We start from the raw sequence: 18,688 nt of genomic DNA, 5'->3' as shown, positions 1-18,688 counted from the left end.
ATGTTTGGTTGGTTATCGTTATTTTTTCAACCTAGGCTTATGGTTGAATTTCGTAAGCAATTGCATTTTTATACGCAAGATAAATCACCTTCTTATATCAGTCAGTTAATTCTTTCTGTGTGGTTTGTAGTCTGTTTTTGTTTTTTCAAATCAAAGATAGCAGGGATTGAGAGTTGGAAGTTACCTTATTATTGGTATCCACAAATTGATTTCTCGCGCTTTAAGTTTTTTGACCCTTTTAGAATGTTGATCCAAACATTATGGATCCTTTTTATTGTGCAACCAAGAAGGCTCACTGAGAGGGTTTCTCTTCGCCAAATTATCACCATGGTGTGGAAGCAAATTAGTCGCTTATTTTATTTACCATTAAAAGGATTAACTTCAATTGTTGTATGGTTAGAAGGGTATTCAAGTCATTACGCAATTGATTCGAAACAAAAGAAAAAGAAAGCATCTTCATTATCGAGTCACTTTCTCAATATCGCTATCGGTACTGTTGTTGTTGTTCTCGCGGTACTATGTTTTACCATTCCATTTAGTTTGACAGCTCAAGCGTTCTTTATTGTGGCATTATGGTCACTGGGCATGATGTTCAGACGTATGCCTGGACGCTTCCCGACCATTTTACTTGTCACTTTATCTGTAACGGTGTCTTGTCGTTATATTTGGTGGCGCTATACCTCTTCTTTAAATTGGGATGATCCTCTTGCTCTGTTTCTTGGCTGTGTTTTATTAATGGCAGAAACGTATGCGTGGATCGTACTTATACTAGGGTATTTTCAAAATATTTGGCCGTTAAATAGAAAACCCGTTTCTTTACCTGATGATCAATCAACGTGGCCTACGATTGATATGATGATCCCTACCTATAATGAAGATTTAGATGTTGTAAGAGCGACGGTTTATTCTGCGTTAGGCATTGATTGGCCAAAAGAAAAGCTGAATATTTATATCTTAGATGATGGTAAAAGAGATTCATTTAAAGAGTTTGCAGAAGAGATTGGCGTGGGGTATATCCGTCGTCCAACCAATGAACATGCAAAAGCCGGTAATATTAATTACGCTTTAAAGCAGACGTCCAGTGAATATGTTGCCATTTTTGATTGCGACCATATTCCGATCCGTGCTTTTTTCCAAATGACAATGGGGTGGTTTTTAAGTGATGAAAAGTTGGGATTAATTCAAACCCCACACCATTTTTTCTCACCTGACCCATTTGAAAGAAACTTATCTAATTTTGGGGATGTTCCGAATGAAGGCAGCTTGTTTTATGGCTTAATTCAAGATGGTAATGACTTGTGGGATGCCTCTTTCTTCTGTGGTTCGTGTGCTGTTTTACGTCGTGAACCATTAGAAGAAGTGGGTGGAATAGCCGTTGAGACAGTAACAGAAGACGCACATACCTCATTACGAATGCATCGTTTGGGTTATCGCTCTGCGTATTTAAGAAAGCCATTGTCTGCAGGTTTGGCTACAGAGACATTGTCTGCTCATATTGGTCAACGTATTCGTTGGGCAAGAGGCATGGCTCAAATATTTCGTGTTGATAATCCGTTATTAGGTAAAGGGCTTAAGTGGCAACAACGCTTGTGTTATGCCAATGCCATGTTGCACTTTTTATCGGGTATTCCACGTATTATCTTTTTGCTGGCACCATTAGTTTTCTTACTTATGCATACATATATTATTTATGCTCCTGTCGCGGCGATTATTTTATATGTATTACCGCATATGGTACATGCCAGCATCACTAACTCTCGAATGCAGGGAGAATATCGTTATTCATTTTGGGGGGAAGTGTATGAAACGGTGTTGTCTTGGTATATTGCAAGGCCAACAACTGTTGCTTTATTTGCACCTCATAAAGGAACGTTTAATGTCACAGCAAAAGGTGGATTGATTGAAGATAAGCATTACGATTGGACGATCTCTAAACCCTATTGGTTATTGGTGATCTTAAATGTTTTTGGTATTGGTTTTGGTCTATATCGCTTAGGTTGGGGCCCAGATGACGAACTTGGAAGTGTGGTTGTTAATTTACTTTGGGTTTTTTATAACCTTCTTATTCTTGGTGGTGCGGTTGCTGTTGCCGAAGAATCAAAGCAAGTGCGAAAAGATCACCGAGTAGTCGTTAATATTCCAATGTCGATTCATTTGCCATCTGGCCACAAAATACGATGCGATATTAAAGATTTTTCATTGGGTGGGTTGAGAGTCGAACTGCCCACGTCGGTTGAGCTGTTTTATGGACACTCTTTAGACATTATTTTGCAGCGCGGTGAGCATCACTTTGTCTTCCCTGCAAAAGTGACTTATAGCCGAGGAAAAGCGTTAGGTTTACAGCTTGAGCCACTGACGAAACAACAAAATATTGATTACGTACAATGTACGTTTGCGCGTGCTGATGTATGGACAAAATGGCAAAACAGTTATCAGAGTGACAAGCCTTTAATGAGTATGCTTAGCGTATTTAAAATAGGTGCAAGAGGCTACAGAAACACAATCGCTTATAGCCCGAAATGGGTCAAAATGATTGCGCAATTAATAACAATAATAAGTGAGTTTGTGCTCACGTTTAAACCTATAAAAGTTAACCTTCAGAGTGCGAAGTTATGTGGATGAAAACTAAAATAAATGCCATAGCGATGGCGATAGGCTTGATCAGTTTTACGGCGAGTGCGGTAACGCCGCTTATGGCTAATAAAAGTAATAACTCAACACAAGTGACCAGTGGAGAAATGGTCACTTCGCATGTATCCCCTATTGTCACTAAAAATACATTCAGTTTTAGTGACCTTGGTTATGGCCATTCGATTCAATTACAGGGCAGTGAAAGTACGGCTTATGTTGGCTTTGGTTCTCGTTTAGATGAAGTGGTTTCACAAGCATCACTGCGTTTTGATCTAATCCCATCGCCAGCATTACTCTCTTTGGTCTCCCATATTAAAGTGTATTTCAATAACGAACTTGTGGGTGTTGTTACTATTGATGATGGGATGCAAGGTAAGTCTTCTTCTGTAGAGTTGAATTTAGACCCTCGTTTATTTACCGATTATAACCAACTTAAATTTGAGTTAGTCGGAAATGTTTCAATGTCATGCAGTAATCCAAATGCCAGCAGTATTTGGGCAGAAATTAGTTCAAAGAGTACTATCACTTTATTAACTCAAAAAACAAAGATAAATAACGACTTAAGTTTATTACCCGCGCCATTTTTTGATTCAAGAGATATGGGAGACTTGACGTTACCGATGGTGTTTAGTGACAAACTTGATATCAATGAAATCAAAGCTGCAGGCATAGCATCATCATACTTTGGTTCATTATCTGAATGGCGCGGTTCAGATTTTCCAATGATTGATAATGCACTACCCACTCGTAATGCAATTGTTTTTATTACGAATGACAGTAAGCCTGATTTTTTAAGGAACTTTCCGGATGTTGATGGGCCTAGAATTCAAATGATTTCTCATCCCACAGATCCTTATGTCAAATTATTGCTTGTTATTGGTCGTGATACGAAAGATTTAGTGACTGCAGCTAAAGGTCTCGCCCTAGGAAAAAATTTATTTACTGGGCCATCAGCAAAAATCAATAAGGCAGAACAACTGGTACCACGTAAACCTTATGATGCTCCTAACTGGATAGATACAGATAGAGCGGTAGCACTCTCTGATTTACTGCCAGAAAGTGCATTATTACAGGTAGAGGGGCAGACTCCTCCTCCTATTTCAGTACACTTCCGTTTACCGCCAGATTTATTTACTTGGCAAAGTCGTGGTATTCCATTTGATTTGAATTATCGCTACACCCCGCCATTGATGGATAACTCTGGTTCTCGCATGACTTTAAGTGTGAACAACCAATTCGTAAAAGCGTTTAACTTAAATACATCTGGTGAGTCAACTGACAATACGCGTATACGATTACCTCTGCTAGATGATGATTTATTAGGTGGAGGTGACGTAGTTCGTATCCCTGCTTTTCAAGTCGGTAGTAAGAATGAAGTGAAGTTTGAGTTTGGTTTTGCATCATCTGTAGGTGGGAAAGAACAATGCCAAACGACGCAACCAAGTAAAAATTATGCGGTGATTGGTGAGGACTCTACCATTGATTTCTCAGGTTTTTTACATTATATCGAAATGCCAAATATGCGTGCGTTTGCTAATTCAGGCTATCCATTTACAAGAATGGCAGACTTATCGGATACCGTTGTTGTTATTCCTCAACATGCATCAAATGAAGAAATTCAAACGTTTGTGAATATGATGGGCGTATTTGGTTCAAACTCAGGGTACCCAGTCTTAAACGTTACGGTTACCGATAATTGGAACAAAGAAACATTAGAAAATAAAGACATCCTAACGATTGGAGTCATGCCTGAACTGGCCTCTGTTGATAAAAAAGACATAGAGCATATTCAATTAATCTCCTCTGAGCGCGTACTTAATTTACCAAGTAAAAATGAATCGCAACGAGGAAAAAATTGGGTAGATCCAGCAAGTGATAATCAACAAGTTGCCGATTCTATTAGTATTCATACCACGGGAAATTTTGCCGCAATTACCAGTGTTGAATCACCTTATACGGCGCAGCGCACTATGGTGAGTTTACTTGCACAAACACCAGAGTCATTTGCATTGATTAATCAAGCATTAAACGACAGTGGAAAAATATCGTCTATGTTTGGTTCAGTCATTACTTTGCGTGATGATGAAGTCGCCAGCTTTAATGTGGGTGAGCGTTATTATGTGGGTGAACTGCCTATATCACAATTGATTTGGTATCATTTTTCTAAATATCCATTATTGATCGCTTTCTTTGCGACGTTATTGGTCGTCATGGTTACCATCATTTTATATCGAGTACTTCGTCACATTGCACAACGTCGTTTAAGTACAGAAGAGGATGAACTATGAAAACACGACTGACATTATTGAGTGTTTTTATTGGTTCATTACTAACAACGCCGATGATAACAGCACAAGAGATGGGTCTTTCGCCTCGAGTTAAATCGCAAGTGGAAATGACAAAAGAAAATCAATGCCAATGGGCACTTTGGAATAGCTTTAAGCAAAATTACATTAAGAATGGAAGAGTGATTGATACTAGCGATCCTCGCTTAATTACGACGTCAGAGGGGCAATCGTATGGGTTGTTTTTTGCACTAATCGCGAATGATCAAGCAATGTTTAATTCGTTACTTAATTGGACTGAAAAAAACTTAGCAGGAGGCGATCTCACGGCTCAACTCCCCGCGTGGTTGTGGGGAACAAGACCAAATGGTAGTACCGGTGTGCTAGATGCAAACTCTGCTTCAGATTCGGATTTGTGGATTGCTTATAGCCTAATGGAAGCGGGTCGTTTATGGGATAACTTCTATTATCAATCTTTAGGTCATTTGCTTGCGAGCCGTATTTTGCGAGAAGAAACCGCGGTGGTATCAGGTCTTGGTACGGTCTTATTGCCTGGCAAGCAAGGGTTTATTTATGGTGATAACCATGTTCGTTTAAATCCTAGTTATGTACCATTGCAATTACTTACTCGCATGGATACGTTGTTTCCAAATTATCAATGGGCAGAGTTATATCAATCAAGCGCGCGATTGATTAAAGATACCATGCCTAAAGGGTCTAGCCCTGATTGGGTTGAGTGGAAAAAGGGTCAATTTCAAAACGACAAAAAAACCAAATCCGTTGGAAGTTATAACGCAATTCGTACTTACTTATGGGCAGGAATGCTACCTAACAGTGATAAGAACAAAGCGGCTATTTTAAATAGAATGCATCCAGTTGTGCTTGAGTTAAAAAAAGGTAAAGGAATGCCTGAGATATTTAATACTCGAACGGGAAAAACAAAAAATATAGGTGGGGTTGGTATTAATGCCTCAGCACTTCCGCTGTTAGATGCCGTTGATTTAACATCTCTCGCAGATGAGTATGCTCAAGGCATTGAGGCATCATTATCAACTATTGAGAAAGATCGTTACTATAACAGCGTATTAACCTTGTTTGGGTTAGGTTGGCATAAAGGGGTTTATCAATTTGGTAATGATGGTCGTGTTATTCCTAGTTGGACTCATGTATGCCAATAGAACGCTTTGCTGCTAATAAAATAACGCGATTACTTTCTATTGCAGTGATAGGAGTATTTTGTTCATCATCGATTATGGCGGCGACGGCTAAATCAGAATTACCGATGATGAAGCCTATTGTCTTTCAGAGTGATGTATCTAATGTTGATTCGACTAAACAGTTAGTGGAACAGTTAAGATATGCACAATTACTCCATCGCCCCGATATTACAGAAACAACACTCAAACGTTTATTTGCGGTTGACCCTAATAATGCCAAAGGGCTGAGTTTTCAAGCTCAGCATTTGGCTAAATTGGGGCAGGTTGATCAAGCCATGGGTATTTTAAAAAAATTAGAAGCGACTCAACCTAATTCAGTAACCATCAAGCAGCTTAGAGATAGCTTATCTATTTATGGTGATAATAAAGCGGCCTATCAGAAAATTATTTTACTGTCCCGTTCTGGTCGTAATAAAGAAGCACTACAGGCATTCAATAAATTATTCCCTAATGGTATGCCGACGCCAGTACTACAATTAACCTACCTGAATATAGAGTCTGGTGTTAAAGGGCATGAAAGAAAGGTATTAATTGGACTTAAAAAATTAAATACAGAGCACCCTGGAGTACCTGATTTTCAATTAGCCTATGCGAAGCATATTTCAAAAGGAGCCCCATCAAACCCTATTGCTATGAGGTTATTACAACGCCTTTCATTAGAAACATCGGTTTCAGGCAGTGCTGCGTCATTATGGATCTCTCGCTTAAATGACAGTTACATAACAAAAGAGGTTGTTCAGCAATACGCGATACTTTCCAGTTATTACCCTTCAAATACAAGCTACAGAAAAGCATTAATTGATGCGAATAAGCGTTTTGAACAAGAAACTGAGTTGAGAAAAGACCCTAAATACCTAGCTAAGTTAACCGGATTAAAAGAACTTGAATCAGGGCATATTATGAATGCTCGACAACAATTATTGGTTGCCTTACAAGCTCGGCCTAATGATCCTGAAATTTTGGGTGGGTTAGGTATGGTTTATCTACGACTAGGTCAACAAGAAGTGGCTTTATCTTATTTTAAAAAAGCAAAAAAATACGATAAAGATCTTCGTAATGTCGATAAATGGACTGGTTATATCAACTCTTCAAGTTATTGGGCTTACCTCGAACACGGTGAGAAAATGATGCAAAGAGGGGATTTTGATGGTGCCAATAGAAAATACCATCAAGCAATAAAATATGAGCCAGATGACCCATATGCATATAATTATCTTGCTGAATTAGCTTTAGTTCAAAGGGATGAAGAGCAAGCTTTAGATTATTACACTACCGCATTAAGCAAAAATCGGTTAGATGAAACGGCATTAAGAGGTTGGTTTAATTTGCAACTCTCTTTCTATGGGGGCGAGAAAGCGTTAGAGAAAGGACATAACTTATCTTCACGTCAACAGCGTATTTTGGCGGAACGATTTCATGAAGTTGAGATCTCTTTATTAATGACAAAGCTTACTGTCGCGATTAATAAAGGGGATATTGAACACACTAAAACGATCTTGGATAAGCTGGTGATAGATCCTCCCGTCTCTCCTTGGCAGCGTAGTGAGGTAGCCGATTCTTTACGATCAACGGGGCAAGCTCAACGTGCTGATAAATTGATGTCGACGTGGTCAAAAAATGGAACGCCGGAGATGTCATTTGCGTATGCTTTGTATTTGGCTCGCTATGGTCAAACGGTTGAAGCTATTGCCCAATTGACGGCAGTAGCTGAAAGTGATCGTAGTGAAGCAATGAACTCAAACTTAAATCGCTTAGAACAAAATCAAATGTTTAGTGCATTATTTATTCTTGCTAAAAATGATCCAGAAGCTGCAAAGAAAGAGATTAGACGATTAGAAATCGAATATAATTCAGATCCTGATGCAATATTATTGTTAATTGATGCTCAGTTTCAGCTTGGGTTTACAAAGCAAGCGTTTATTAAACTACAGAGCATTAAACCGACAGATAAATGGAACATGGAAACGCAGTTACGTTATGGCGGGTTATTGTATACATTTGAAGAACATGAAAAATTTAAAGAATGGAAAAATCATTTAGAAGGTAACAGTGAGCATATTGTTCTTTCGTTTGATCAAAAGATCCGTCGCGATTTACTTTTTGCTGAGTATGCATTTCGAAATGAAGAGTATGCAGACGCTAAAATATACTATTCATCGGCAAGTCAATTAAATTCGCAATATCAATATAGTGCTTTACTTGGGCTGCTGAAAACTCAACAAGCACTTGGTGAAGACGATGATGCACAGCAATTGGCGCTGTATGTATACTCAGAAAAAAAGGCGTTAAGTAGCCGTCAGAGCATGGAATTAGCTCTAATTTTGATGGCGTATGGTTACCAATCAGAAGCCATTGCTTTAGTTGAAATGCTGAAACAAAAGCAAGACAGTGACGCCATTGATTATCGCGATGGAATGGCGGTTGCAGTGGAAGCTAAAGAGTGGAACCTTGCTACAAGCATGGCACATTATGCATTAGTAGAAGAGGCCATTCCCGCTCAAAACGATGCGACTATCGCTGAGTATACTAATGATGACGTACTTGACCTTGAGCTAAGTGAAGAGCCCAAAGACGAAAATTTGCGTGAGTTATACAATAATGCGGATGACAACTGGCTTACTCGAAATGTGAAATCTGATTTAGATAGTATTCAGGCTAGGGATCAAGGTTACGTCTCTTTTGGGATAGATTACAGTGCAAGAGATGGTGCGAATAAATCAGTACAAGTACCGATTGAAGCCATTATACCAATGCCTGAGTACGATGGGCATTTACAACTTCGTGCTGATGTCGTTCATCTTAATTCTGGTGATATTGATTACGATAATACAGAAACAAGAATGAATGAGAAAGAGACGGGTAGCGCTTTCGGTATTGGCTGGCTAGCTGATTCATGGAGTGCGGATATTGGAACAACGCCTGTGGGATTTGACCAACAAAATATTGTTGGTGGTTTGAATCTTTCTGGCGATTTAGGCGATATTGGATGGAAAGCGACATTATCTCGCCGCTCAGAAACCAGCAGTACTCTTTCTTATGCTGGTATGACGGTGCCCGATACCGCTTCAAATCATCAAGGTGATGAATGGGGCGGAGTGATGAAAACCGGTGTTAAGCTTGGTGGTAGTTACGATTTAGGTGGTGACGTTGGTTATTGGGCAAGTGCTCAATTTCATAAAATGACGGGCAAATCAGTAGAGGATAATACTCGTTTAGGCTTATTGGGCGGTACATATTGGAAAATAATCAACGAAAACGATAAACGTTTCAGTTTAGGCTTAAATTTAATGTATCTAAATTATGATAAGAATTTGAGTGAATATGCTTACGGATATGGTGGTTATTATAGCCCTCAGGATTATATATCTGTATCTATTCCTGTGAATTATTATGAGCGTATTAATAATGGTCTTTCATATTTAGTCAGTGGCTCAATTTCAAATTCGTGGACAAAAGAAGATGATCCATATGTTGAAGGGACAAGGCTTGATTCAAGCCGTGGCGGTGGTTTTGGTTTTTCTTTAGAGGCGGCAGTAGAGCAAAGAATCAGTAAGCGTTGGTATTTAGGGGCATCGGTTGATATTCAACGGTCTGACTTCTATAAACCAAACCACTTACTCTTTTATGCGAAATATACGTTTACCGACCGTTGGCAACCAGTATCAATACCGGTTGACCCATTAACTTTGTATGGTGACTTTGACTAGCGGAGTTTAATCTCATTATAAGAACCAAATACTTAAAAAGCCGATGAATTAATACGTCATCGGCTTTTATTATTTGTTGTAAAAATTTCTCCTGTGTGGTGATGATTTGTGTAAGAAGTAAGTCGCATTTTACGTTTATTCTTCCCAATTATATGGCTTAAATTAAGCACGCTTAAAATAAATAATCTAAACTTATTTACTATTATTGAACCAAAAGGGTTTTAAATATGAATAAATGGTTTGTCGTTTATTTTGCTGTTTTATTTAGTGGTTTTCTTTCTGCTGAAGAGTTAAATCAATTTGAGATTGGAAAACAAAAAGCCAAAGTATGTATGACTTGTCATGGTGCAGATGGCATTGCATTGATTGACCCCTATCCAAATTTACGAGGCCAGCGCGCTTCTTACCTTGTGTCTGCACTAAAAGATTATAAATCTCGCGAGAGAACCAGTGGGTTAGCCATTCTAATGCAACAGCAAGCTGATACTTTATCTAATCAAGACATGAAGGACATTGCCTATTATTACTCGATGTTAGGTTCTGAGTCTCAAGATAAAATGGAGTAAAGGCGATGACAGATATCAGGGATTACGATACCAAAGTTGTACGCTATTTTATTATTGCCGCGGTTATTTGGGCGGTTATTGGCATGAGCGTTGGTGTCATGCTCGCCGCCCAGCTTTATTGGCCATCACTCAATTTTGATTCACAATATTTTCAGTTTGGACGGTTGAGACCACTGCATACCTCGGGGGTTATTTTGGGTTTCGTCGTCAATATATTAATGGGGACCTCGCTGTATATTGTTCAACGAACAAGTAAGATTGAGTTATTTAATAAAAGCCTGTCTTGGATGGTGTTCTGGGGATGGCAGTTTATTTTAATTCTCGCCTTGATAACCCTGCCATTAGGATACACAACGACGAAAGAATACGCCGAATTAGAGTGGCCAATCGATATATTAATCGCCTTAGTTTGGGTGCTTTATGCCATCCTGTTCTTCGGTACTATTGCGAAACGAACCGTCAGCCATATCTTTGTCGCCAATTGGTTTTTCGGGGCATTTATTCTCGTTATCGCGATGATTTTCATTATTAATAATTTGGCATTGCCCGTGTCGATGTGGAAATCTTATTCTGTCTATGCCGGTGCGCAAGATGCCATTGTTCAGTGGTGGTGGGGTCACAATGCAGTAGGTTTCTTGTTAACTGCGGGCATTATTGCCATGAACTACTACTTCATTCCTAAAGTGTCAGAACGTCCTATTTATTCTTACCGTCTATCTATCATTCATTTTTGGGGATTAGTGGGCTTTTATACATGGGCGGGAACGCATCATCTGATCTATTCCTCAGTACCAGAGTGGGTGCAAAATATTGGTATCGTGATGTCGCTGATTTTGTGGATCCCATCATGGGCAGGCGCATTTAATAGTGCAATGACGCTGCTCTCTAACAAAAGCAAACTGAAAAAAGACTACATTATGTTGTTCTTCTTCTCGGCCATTCTTTATTACTGTCTCGCCACGTTTGAGGGACCATTACTGGCGATCCGTTGGTTTAATATGGTCGCTCATAATACCGAATGGATCATTGGTCATGTGCATTCTGCGGCCTTAGGTTGGGTTGGTATGTCTGCCATTGCTGTATTTTATTACTTTATTCCTCGTTTATGGGGAAAAGAAGAGCTGTGGTCACTCCGTTTATTAAAATGGCATTTCTGGTTCGCTCATATTGGCGTTGCTCTTTATGCTATCGCCCTTTGGGTTGCAGGGATTGGTGAAGGCTATATGTGGCTTACCCAGCTTGATAATGGTTCACTTGCTTATAGTTTTGTGGAGGCGATGGACTTTAAAGCGCCATGGCTGTTTGTTCGATTCCTTGGTGGTGTGTTCTTTGTGGTCGGTTTATTGATGATGGTCTTTAATTTGTATAAAACGGTTACCTCAAATTCGATTCCCACAACAGCAGTGGAGGGTAAATCATGATCTTAAGTAAAGATTTTACCCAATCGGTGTTCATTTTAATTCTCTCAACGGTCATTGTTGCCTCTTTTTCGTTATTAGTTTGGGTTGTACCGAATGTATTTATGGCTTCTGATTTAAAAAAAATATCTTTAGCTAAACCGCTTACTGCACTAGAACTTGCGGGACGAGACATTTATATCAGCGAAGGGTGTCATGTTTGTCACACCCAAATGGTGCGTCCATTAGAAGCAGAAATACTGCGTAATGGTCGTGCCAATAAAGAAGCCGATGATATTTATGAGTTTCCAAATTTATGGGGCTCAAAACGTACCGGACCTGATTTGACGAACATGGGACGTAAGTATACCGATCAATGGCATGTTATTCATTTAATGAACCCTAGAAGTGTGGTGCCAACTTCTATCATGCCAAGCTATCCATGGCTGTTTGAGCAAACACTCGATGGGGAAGCGATTTCCGATAAAATGCGAGCGCTCCGTACGCTTGGTGTACCTTATACGGACGCAGACATTGATGGTGCTCGACTTCAAGTCATTGGGAAAACCCAAGGGGAAGCGTTAATCCGTTACTTGCAGAGTTTGGGTGTTGATACTATGCAAGATCAGGGAGAATAATTATGACTGGATTTTGGAACGTATGGGTCATTAGTCTTACTGTTATCTTCTTAGCGCTAATGGTCTATGTGGTGATCAAATATTGGCGTATCAATCACCTTGCCGATAAAAACAAAACCATTGATTCATTTGATGATATTGATGAAAACGACGGACCACCGCCACGCATTATGTTTGTGGGCTATTTTGTCGCTTTTGCTTGTTCTTTGGTGTTCCTCGTTTTATATCCGGGGCTAGGTAACTGGCAAGGACTGTTAGGGTGGCAGCAAAGTGATGATACGGTTCAGGAGCACAATCAGTCTTTAGATCAACAAATAGCTCAATTGGGTAAGATTGATTTTACGGCACTTGCTGCTGAACCAAACATTGTAGCTTCTGGCAAAGGGTTGTTTCAAACTCACTGTGCTGCTTGTCATCGAGCTAATGGGCAAGGACAAAAACACTTCCCAAATTTAATTGATAATGTGTGGTTATATGGCGGCTCAGATGAAGCCATTTTGCATTCAATTAAAAAGGGACGTTACGGAGCAATGGCTGGGTGGATAAATATTCTTCCTAAAGAGGATATTCAGAACATCTCTTACTATCTTGCTTCTTTGCAACAGCGCCCACTAAACGCACCCTCAGTCAAAATAGACCTTGGTAAAACGGCATTTATGAAAAGTTGTATTGCGTGCCACGGTGCCGATGCAAAAGGGAACCAAGCGCTTGGGGCACCAAATCTATCTGATAATGTGTGGCTGCACGGTGGGAGTATTGAAGAAATACAACACACTATTAATTATGGTTTGAATAACATCATGCCCGCGTTTGAAGATCAATTAAGTGACAACGATATTTTAGCGTTAGGTGCATTTATTACGTCTCAGCGTATTACTTACGATGAAAAAATGGCCGCTATTCCACAAGAGGAATTAACTCAAGGTGAATACCTCGCTTATGCAGGGGATTGTGTTGCTTGTCATAGTGCTGAAGGCGGCGAACCCTTTGCTGGTGGTTTGCCATTTGTTACACCATTTGGAACCGTGTATTCAACCAATATAACCCCTCATTATACTGAAGGGATTGGGGATTACAGCTATGAAGAATTCAAAGCAGCACTTTACGATGGTAAAGGAAAGCATGGCTACCTGTATCCTGCAATGCCTTATACGTCTTACCAATATGTAACAGAAGAAGATGTAAAAATATTGTGGGATTACTTGCAATCCATCCCTGCGGTTTCACGTCGTAATGATGAAAATAGCATGATGTTTCCATCAAATATTCGTTTAGGGCTATTAGGCTGGAATATCGTATTTATGGATAGAGAGCCGTTAGATTTAACGACTAATGCTCCAGAAGATAACGCTGATATTTGGGCTCGTGGTAAATATTTAGTGGCAGGGCTTGGACATTGTTCAGAGTGCCATACGCCACGAAATATTGCTCAGGCATTAGAAACGGATAAGATTTTCCAAGGTAATATTATTGATGGTTGGAATGCGCCAGATATTTCATCACGAGAGTTATATCAAGATCGTTGGGATATTAAATCACTGACGGATTTCTTACATACAGGGCACTCAGATAAAGGGTCTGCGTTTGGTGGTATGGCTGATGTGGTCAAAAATAGCACCAGTTTTATGACTCGTAAAGATGTGGAGGCAATGGCGACGTATCTATTAGTGGGGGATGAAAATAATACCATTCCGCCAAATACGAAGCAGTTGCAACCGACAGGATTTACTGAAGAAGCCAAACAATCTGATATGTATCCTTTATTCGTTTCAACCTGTGGTGCTTGCCATGGTGAAGATGGTAAAGGGCGAGATCCAATAGCGCCGACGCTGTTAAATAACGGTATTATCATGCACCGAGATCCATACAATACGATCGCCGTGACTATTCGAGGGTTAGAGCCAAGCTACCTTAATGAAGAAAGAAACTTTATGCCGATGGTGAGCTTCCAAAATATATTAACGGATACGCAGTTGTCTGAATTGATTTCGTTTATTCGTGACTATCTTGGCGATCGAACGGAAGTGGTGACAACAGAAGATGTAAAAGCGGTACGAGAAAAGCTTCAACAAGCAGGTTATGCGGGCAATTTCCATACTACGCCTGATATGTACGATAAACGAGACCGTAATATCAATGTCGATTAATGAATGTAGTTGGTATATAAAATAGGTCGTTGATAGAGAATATCAGCGACCCATTTTAAGGCTGTTAGTTAACTCAGAATTAAGCCGTTTTTTCTTCTGATTTATCTTTCATTCTCAAAGCCACATTAACTAAAGCGATTAACACTGGTACTTCGATTAGAGGGCCAGTGGAATATTGGTTGTACCGACCGACATCGATTCATTCCATTGTGTCACTTGAGGGAACTGAACCCCAAGTAATACACCAATAGCCATAGTGATAAAAATCCACACGAAGCTTCTTTATTACAAAGCTTAAAGTGCTTAGTTTATTTAACTGCTGTTAGAAAATAAATAATAAGTAAAGGCAGCAAAAAAGAGTGAGGTACATCAAAAAATCAAATCAATAGGCAATAAACATTCGCAAGTTTTCTACTTGATGACCGATATAATTTATAGGCGGTTAATTATTCATCAAAGGACAGAGTAATGATAAGTGGCGTTTCTTCATATCAAAATGCAATGACATACAGTAAAACGGTGCCTTCTACTGTCATGGCTGCTAGTCCAAGTGTGAAGGTCTCTTCAATGGGAAATTCGATAGCGGTCAGTGGTAACCAAGTCAGCTTATCAAGTGAAGGAAAGGCCTTATTGTATGCACTTCAAGATATAGAAAAAGAAAGCCAACTAAACCGTGATTCAAACAAAGGCATGGGGGACGACGTTGAGTCTTTTGCTCATGGCGCTTTAGGGATGGATCATCCAGATAAAATCGAAGAAGAAAATGACTCCTCTTATTCTGCGGGGCAATACTTATCTGCAGCATTAACCGTGGGGGGCGTATTATTAGCACTGGTTTGATAATCTAAACTTGTTATTGTGTATTCTTATCTAAACTTAGGTTATCGTTAAGAAAATATACAATAGGTATGATTATGTTAGCTCGATTAGGAATAGCAATACAGGCGTTATTAGCGATCTCAATTTTTTATTTGGGGTATACCATTTACGCGTTTACTAACTCAGTAAATACGGTTGTTGAGAAATACCCTGAACTAATGGCTGAAGTAAATAAAACGGCTGATAAATTGGAAATTGATCAATGGCTATTATTAGCTCAGCACATTGAAGATCTCACCCCTCAAATATTAACCTTAGTCAGTGAAGTGAAAGATACGGTAAAGGATGTAAATCAAACCGTTGCTTCTGTTGATAATAAAATTCCGCTTATTCTTGATGAAGTTAAGTCTATTCGTACAGAATCGCTGCCTAAAGTGATCACAATAATGAATGCTGTTAATACAGAGACAGTGCCTAATACACTGGTTGAGTTGAAGAATTATCGCGAACAGGTTTTCCCTAAAGCCTTTGTCGAAAGTAAGGGTTATCGAGTAACAACCATTCCTGCTGTGATTAAAGAATCGGAGAGATTGCGTAAAGAAGTGCCACCAATCATGGCAAAAGTCGATCAAATTATCGATAAAACGGAAGAGCTATCACAGCAAGCTACTCAAGGGGCCGTGAAAGGGGTAATAATGTCACCGTTTAACTTATTGAGAGAAGCAGGGACTGAGATCCAGTCCAAAGTACAGTAGTAGCATTATATCAATTGTAGTAAATAGCTGATCATCTTAGCTTGCTAAAATGCTATTTCTGACTGTGATTGGTATTATCTTAAATAAAAACGCCGTAGAGTATTATCTGCGGCGTTTTTTAGTATTTACAGCAAAGATTATAGCTTATCGACGGTAGCCCAAATAGCAGATAGCGTGTCTTGACCAAAGGCGATGCTTCGCTCTGGAGACCAACCATACAGTTCATCAGCGTGGCTAATGTGATCTTTAAATGGCATCTCAACCGTATAAGAAAGGCATTTGAATTGCTCACCAACCCAGTTAGAAGCAACGGTTAAGTTTGCTGTACCGGGTTCATTTTTGTCGTAACCAATCTCGTCTTGAAACTCTGGAGTAATCGTTAGTAGCGCTTGTTTAAAGGTAGTCTCTAACTCAGCAATACGCTCATTGTAAGAAGGAAGACCTTCACTACCAGCAACGAAGTTGTATGGAATCGCTTCATCGCCGTGAATATCTAAGAACATATCAACGCCGGTTGCTAGCATACGCTCACGAACTAAGAATACCTCAGGTGATCTTTCCATTGATGGTGTTTGCCATTCACGGTTTAAGTTAACACCAATCGCATTGGTACGTAAGTGACCACGGATACTGCCATCAGGATTCATGTTAGGTACGATATGGAAAACAGCGCTATCAAGTAGGGCACGACCAACGGTGTCAGTTTCATCTAATAGGCGTGATAATAAGCCTTCAATGAACCATTCCGCCATTGTCTCCCCCGGGTGTTGACGACCAGTGATCCAGATATTTTTCTTAGTTTCGGCAGGCTCACCAATGGTTAGAATGCTGATATCGTTATTATCTAATGTAACACCAAGCGTTTCTAACTGGCAGCGGTGGTATGTTTGTGCACCGTGAAGTAGGTCTTGGTGGCGGTCGTACGAGTAAGGTGCAAAGTACGCAAAATACATTGAACGGTACTCTGGCATCACATTAAAGCTAAGCGTATCGCCATCAAATTCAGCTGGAATGCGAAACCACTCTTCACGGTCATAAGACGCAACTACATCGTAATCTTGCCAACCTTCAGGATAAGCAGATTTAGCCAACCCTAAAATTTTAAATGAATGCTGCTGTTGAGGCTGGCTTTCTAAGCGAAAGTGAAACCATTGAGCGATCTCAGTTTGGTTATCCGCAGGGATAGTTAACTGAATATCATCAGGCGTATTCGCTGCAACGACATGAATGTTACCACTTTCAAAATTACTGAATATTTTCATTTATATACCACTTAAATTATAAATTTTATGATGATTATCGTTATCGCTTCACCGAATTAGCTTAACGCTTCATTCAATACTTTCGTTAAACGATCTACCGCTTCAACTAACTCTTCTGGGTTTGCATTAGTAAAGTTTAAACGTAGTGCAGAGGGGGCGCCTTCTGGTTTTGGGTAAAATACAGGGCTTGGTACTACAGCAACACCGTTAGCAATTAATGTTTTAGCCAGAGCGAAAGTGTCGCAATCTGGTAGCGATAACCAAATGAACATGCCGCCATCAACAGGGGTTAGCACGCAAGTGTCAGGTAATTGTTTTTTCAGTTCTGCGAATAACACATCATAACGCGTTTTATACAGTGCTTGAATTTGTTCCATGTGCAGACCAAAATCAGCGTGCTTTAATAGGCCAACCAGTAGGGCTTGCATTGGTACGCTTGAGTGTAAATCAGCCCCTTGTTTTACTTTGATCAGAGGTTCTAAATAACTTTTCTTGCCCGTTACTGCACCGATACGTAAACCCGGAGAGGCAATTTTAGAAAATGAACGCAGCACAATAGAATCGTCAGGGCAAAAAGTGGAGACCATTGGCAGCGCTTCACCGGTAAAGCGCAGCTCACGATATGGTGCATCTTCAATGAAAGCGACTTTGTATTTAATACACAACTCAGCCACTTTTTTACGTGTTTCTAATGACCAACATACGCCAGTAGGGTTATGGAAATCAGGCACGGCATAGAACATTTTGGGTGAATCTTGAATAAAGCATTGCTCTAACTCTTCAAGATTAGGACCAAAATCTGTTTGTGATACGGTCGTGATATTGGCTTGAACTAAACCAAAAACTTGCATTGCACCAAGGTAGCTCGGTGCTTCCATTACCACGGTATCATTTGGGTTAATGTAAGCTCGCGCAATAAGGTCCAGCCCTTGCTGAGAACCAGTACAGATCATTGGTATGTGCGTTTCTGGCAATTGGTACATTTCTGTCAGTAGTTCTAAAAGAGGACCGTAACCTGCCGTCGCGCCGTATTGAAAGACTTCTGGCATATCAGACAGGCTTTCTAGTGTCGGTTTCATTAAATCAATTGGGAACGTTTTCTCATCAGGTAATCCTCCTGCGAGAGAGATAACATTCTTGTCTGTTGCTGCCGCTAAGATCTCTCTGATATAAGATGATTGGATCTGTTGCAGTGAGTGAGCTATTTCCATATGTGTTCCCATCATTATCTTATTTATTTTATTCTTTGATAGTACAAGGCGTT

At 39.8% G+C, this 18,688-nt stretch carries 12 protein-coding genes; 10 read left to right on the top strand and 2 right to left on the bottom strand.

What is annotated here, in order from left to right; genetic code table 11:
* The 10 genes from bcsA to PVK62_RS04485 all read left to right on the top strand — a co-directional run bounded on the left by bcsA (window position 1) and on the right by PVK62_RS04485 (window position 16,162).
* Window positions 1–2,622: a UDP-forming cellulose synthase catalytic subunit gene (bcsA, locus tag PVK62_RS04530; RefSeq protein ID WP_274443039.1), complete on the top strand. Its 2,622-nt coding sequence runs from the start codon at window positions 1–3 to the stop codon at window positions 2,620–2,622.
* Complete coding sequence (gene bcsB / locus PVK62_RS04525) at window positions 2,613–4,919, top strand: cellulose biosynthesis cyclic di-GMP-binding regulatory protein BcsB (RefSeq protein WP_274443038.1); 2,307 nt, start codon at window positions 2,613–2,615, stop codon at window positions 4,917–4,919. Before bcsA ends, bcsB begins: the two co-directional genes overlap by 10 nt.
* Window positions 4,916–6,094, top strand: a complete 1,179-nt coding sequence (bcsZ, locus tag PVK62_RS04520) for a cellulose synthase complex periplasmic endoglucanase BcsZ (protein ID WP_274443037.1) — start codon at window positions 4,916–4,918, stop codon at window positions 6,092–6,094. The genes bcsB and bcsZ overlap by 4 nt, the downstream gene beginning before the upstream one ends.
* Window positions 6,085–9,840: a cellulose synthase subunit BcsC-related outer membrane protein gene (locus PVK62_RS04515; protein WP_274443036.1), complete on the top strand. Its 3,756-nt coding sequence runs from the start codon at window positions 6,085–6,087 to the stop codon at window positions 9,838–9,840. Before bcsZ ends, PVK62_RS04515 begins: the two co-directional genes overlap by 10 nt.
* 227 nt (window positions 9,841–10,067) lie before the next feature.
* On the top strand, window positions 10,068–10,406 hold the full coding sequence (locus PVK62_RS04510; protein ID WP_151653808.1) for a c-type cytochrome: 339 nt from the start codon (window positions 10,068–10,070) through the stop codon (window positions 10,404–10,406).
* A 5-nt stretch (window positions 10,407–10,411) separates the two neighbouring features.
* Complete coding sequence (ccoN, locus tag PVK62_RS04505) at window positions 10,412–11,827, top strand: cytochrome-c oxidase, cbb3-type subunit I (protein WP_274443035.1); 1,416 nt, start codon at window positions 10,412–10,414, stop codon at window positions 11,825–11,827.
* Window positions 11,827–12,441: a cytochrome-c oxidase, cbb3-type subunit II gene (ccoO, locus tag PVK62_RS04500; protein ID WP_274443086.1), complete on the top strand. Its 615-nt coding sequence runs from the start codon at window positions 11,827–11,829 to the stop codon at window positions 12,439–12,441. The genes ccoN and ccoO overlap by 1 nt, the downstream gene beginning before the upstream one ends.
* 2 nt (window positions 12,442–12,443) lie before the next feature.
* Complete coding sequence (gene ccoP / locus PVK62_RS04495) at window positions 12,444–14,588, top strand: cytochrome-c oxidase, cbb3-type subunit III (protein WP_274443034.1); 2,145 nt, start codon at window positions 12,444–12,446, stop codon at window positions 14,586–14,588.
* A 468-nt stretch (window positions 14,589–15,056) separates the two neighbouring features.
* Window positions 15,057–15,428 carry a hypothetical protein gene (locus tag PVK62_RS04490; protein ID WP_443111758.1) on the top strand — a complete coding sequence of 124 codons (372 nt, stop codon included), beginning with the start codon at window positions 15,057–15,059 and terminating at the stop codon, window positions 15,426–15,428.
* A gap of 74 nt (window positions 15,429–15,502) precedes the next feature.
* Window positions 15,503–16,162: a hypothetical protein gene (locus PVK62_RS04485; protein ID WP_274443033.1), complete on the top strand. Its 660-nt coding sequence runs from the start codon at window positions 15,503–15,505 to the stop codon at window positions 16,160–16,162.
* Window positions 16,163–16,299: 137 nt separating this feature from the next.
* On the opposite strand, the gene PVK62_RS04480 is transcribed toward PVK62_RS04485, so the two are convergent.
* On the bottom strand, window positions 16,300–17,424 hold the full coding sequence (locus PVK62_RS04480; protein WP_274443032.1) for a M14 family metallopeptidase: 1,125 nt from the start codon (window positions 17,422–17,424) through the stop codon (window positions 16,300–16,302).
* A gap of 56 nt (window positions 17,425–17,480) precedes the next feature.
* Window positions 17,481–18,635, bottom strand: a complete 1,155-nt coding sequence (locus tag PVK62_RS04475) for an aminotransferase-like domain-containing protein (protein ID WP_274443031.1) — start codon at window positions 18,633–18,635, stop codon at window positions 17,481–17,483.
* Between the last annotated feature and the right edge of the window lie 53 nt (window positions 18,636–18,688).

It is taken from the genome of Aliivibrio sp. S3MY1 (assembly GCF_028765575.1).
In the GTDB taxonomy this organism is placed as follows: domain Bacteria; phylum Pseudomonadota; class Gammaproteobacteria; order Enterobacterales; family Vibrionaceae; genus Aliivibrio.
The sequence above is the reverse complement of the archived record's forward strand: the minus strand, read 5'-3'. Positions and strand labels throughout refer to the sequence as shown.

Coding starts and splice junctions, on each gene's coding strand:
- bcsA (WP_274443039.1), top strand. CDS start 1: ATGTTTGGTTGGTTATCGTTATTTTTTCAACCTAGGCTTATGGTTGAA.
- bcsB (WP_274443038.1), top strand. CDS start 2,613: ATGTGGATGAAAACTAAAATAAATGCCATAGCGATGGCGATAGGCTTG.
- bcsZ (WP_274443037.1), top strand. CDS start 4,916: ATGAAAACACGACTGACATTATTGAGTGTTTTTATTGGTTCATTACTA.
- PVK62_RS04515 (WP_274443036.1), top strand. CDS start 6,085: ATGCCAATAGAACGCTTTGCTGCTAATAAAATAACGCGATTACTTTCT.
- PVK62_RS04510 (WP_151653808.1), top strand. CDS start 10,068: ATGAATAAATGGTTTGTCGTTTATTTTGCTGTTTTATTTAGTGGTTTT.
- ccoN (WP_274443035.1), top strand. CDS start 10,412: ATGACAGATATCAGGGATTACGATACCAAAGTTGTACGCTATTTTATT.
- ccoP (WP_274443034.1), top strand. CDS start 12,444: ATGACTGGATTTTGGAACGTATGGGTCATTAGTCTTACTGTTATCTTC.
- PVK62_RS04490 (WP_443111758.1), top strand. CDS start 15,057: ATGATAAGTGGCGTTTCTTCATATCAAAATGCAATGACATACAGTAAA.
- PVK62_RS04485 (WP_274443033.1), top strand. CDS start 15,503: ATGTTAGCTCGATTAGGAATAGCAATACAGGCGTTATTAGCGATCTCA.
- PVK62_RS04480 (WP_274443032.1), bottom strand. CDS start 17,424: ATGAAAATATTCAGTAATTTTGAAAGTGGTAACATTCATGTCGTTGCA.
- PVK62_RS04475 (WP_274443031.1), bottom strand. CDS start 18,635: ATGGAAATAGCTCACTCACTGCAACAGATCCAATCATCTTATATCAGA.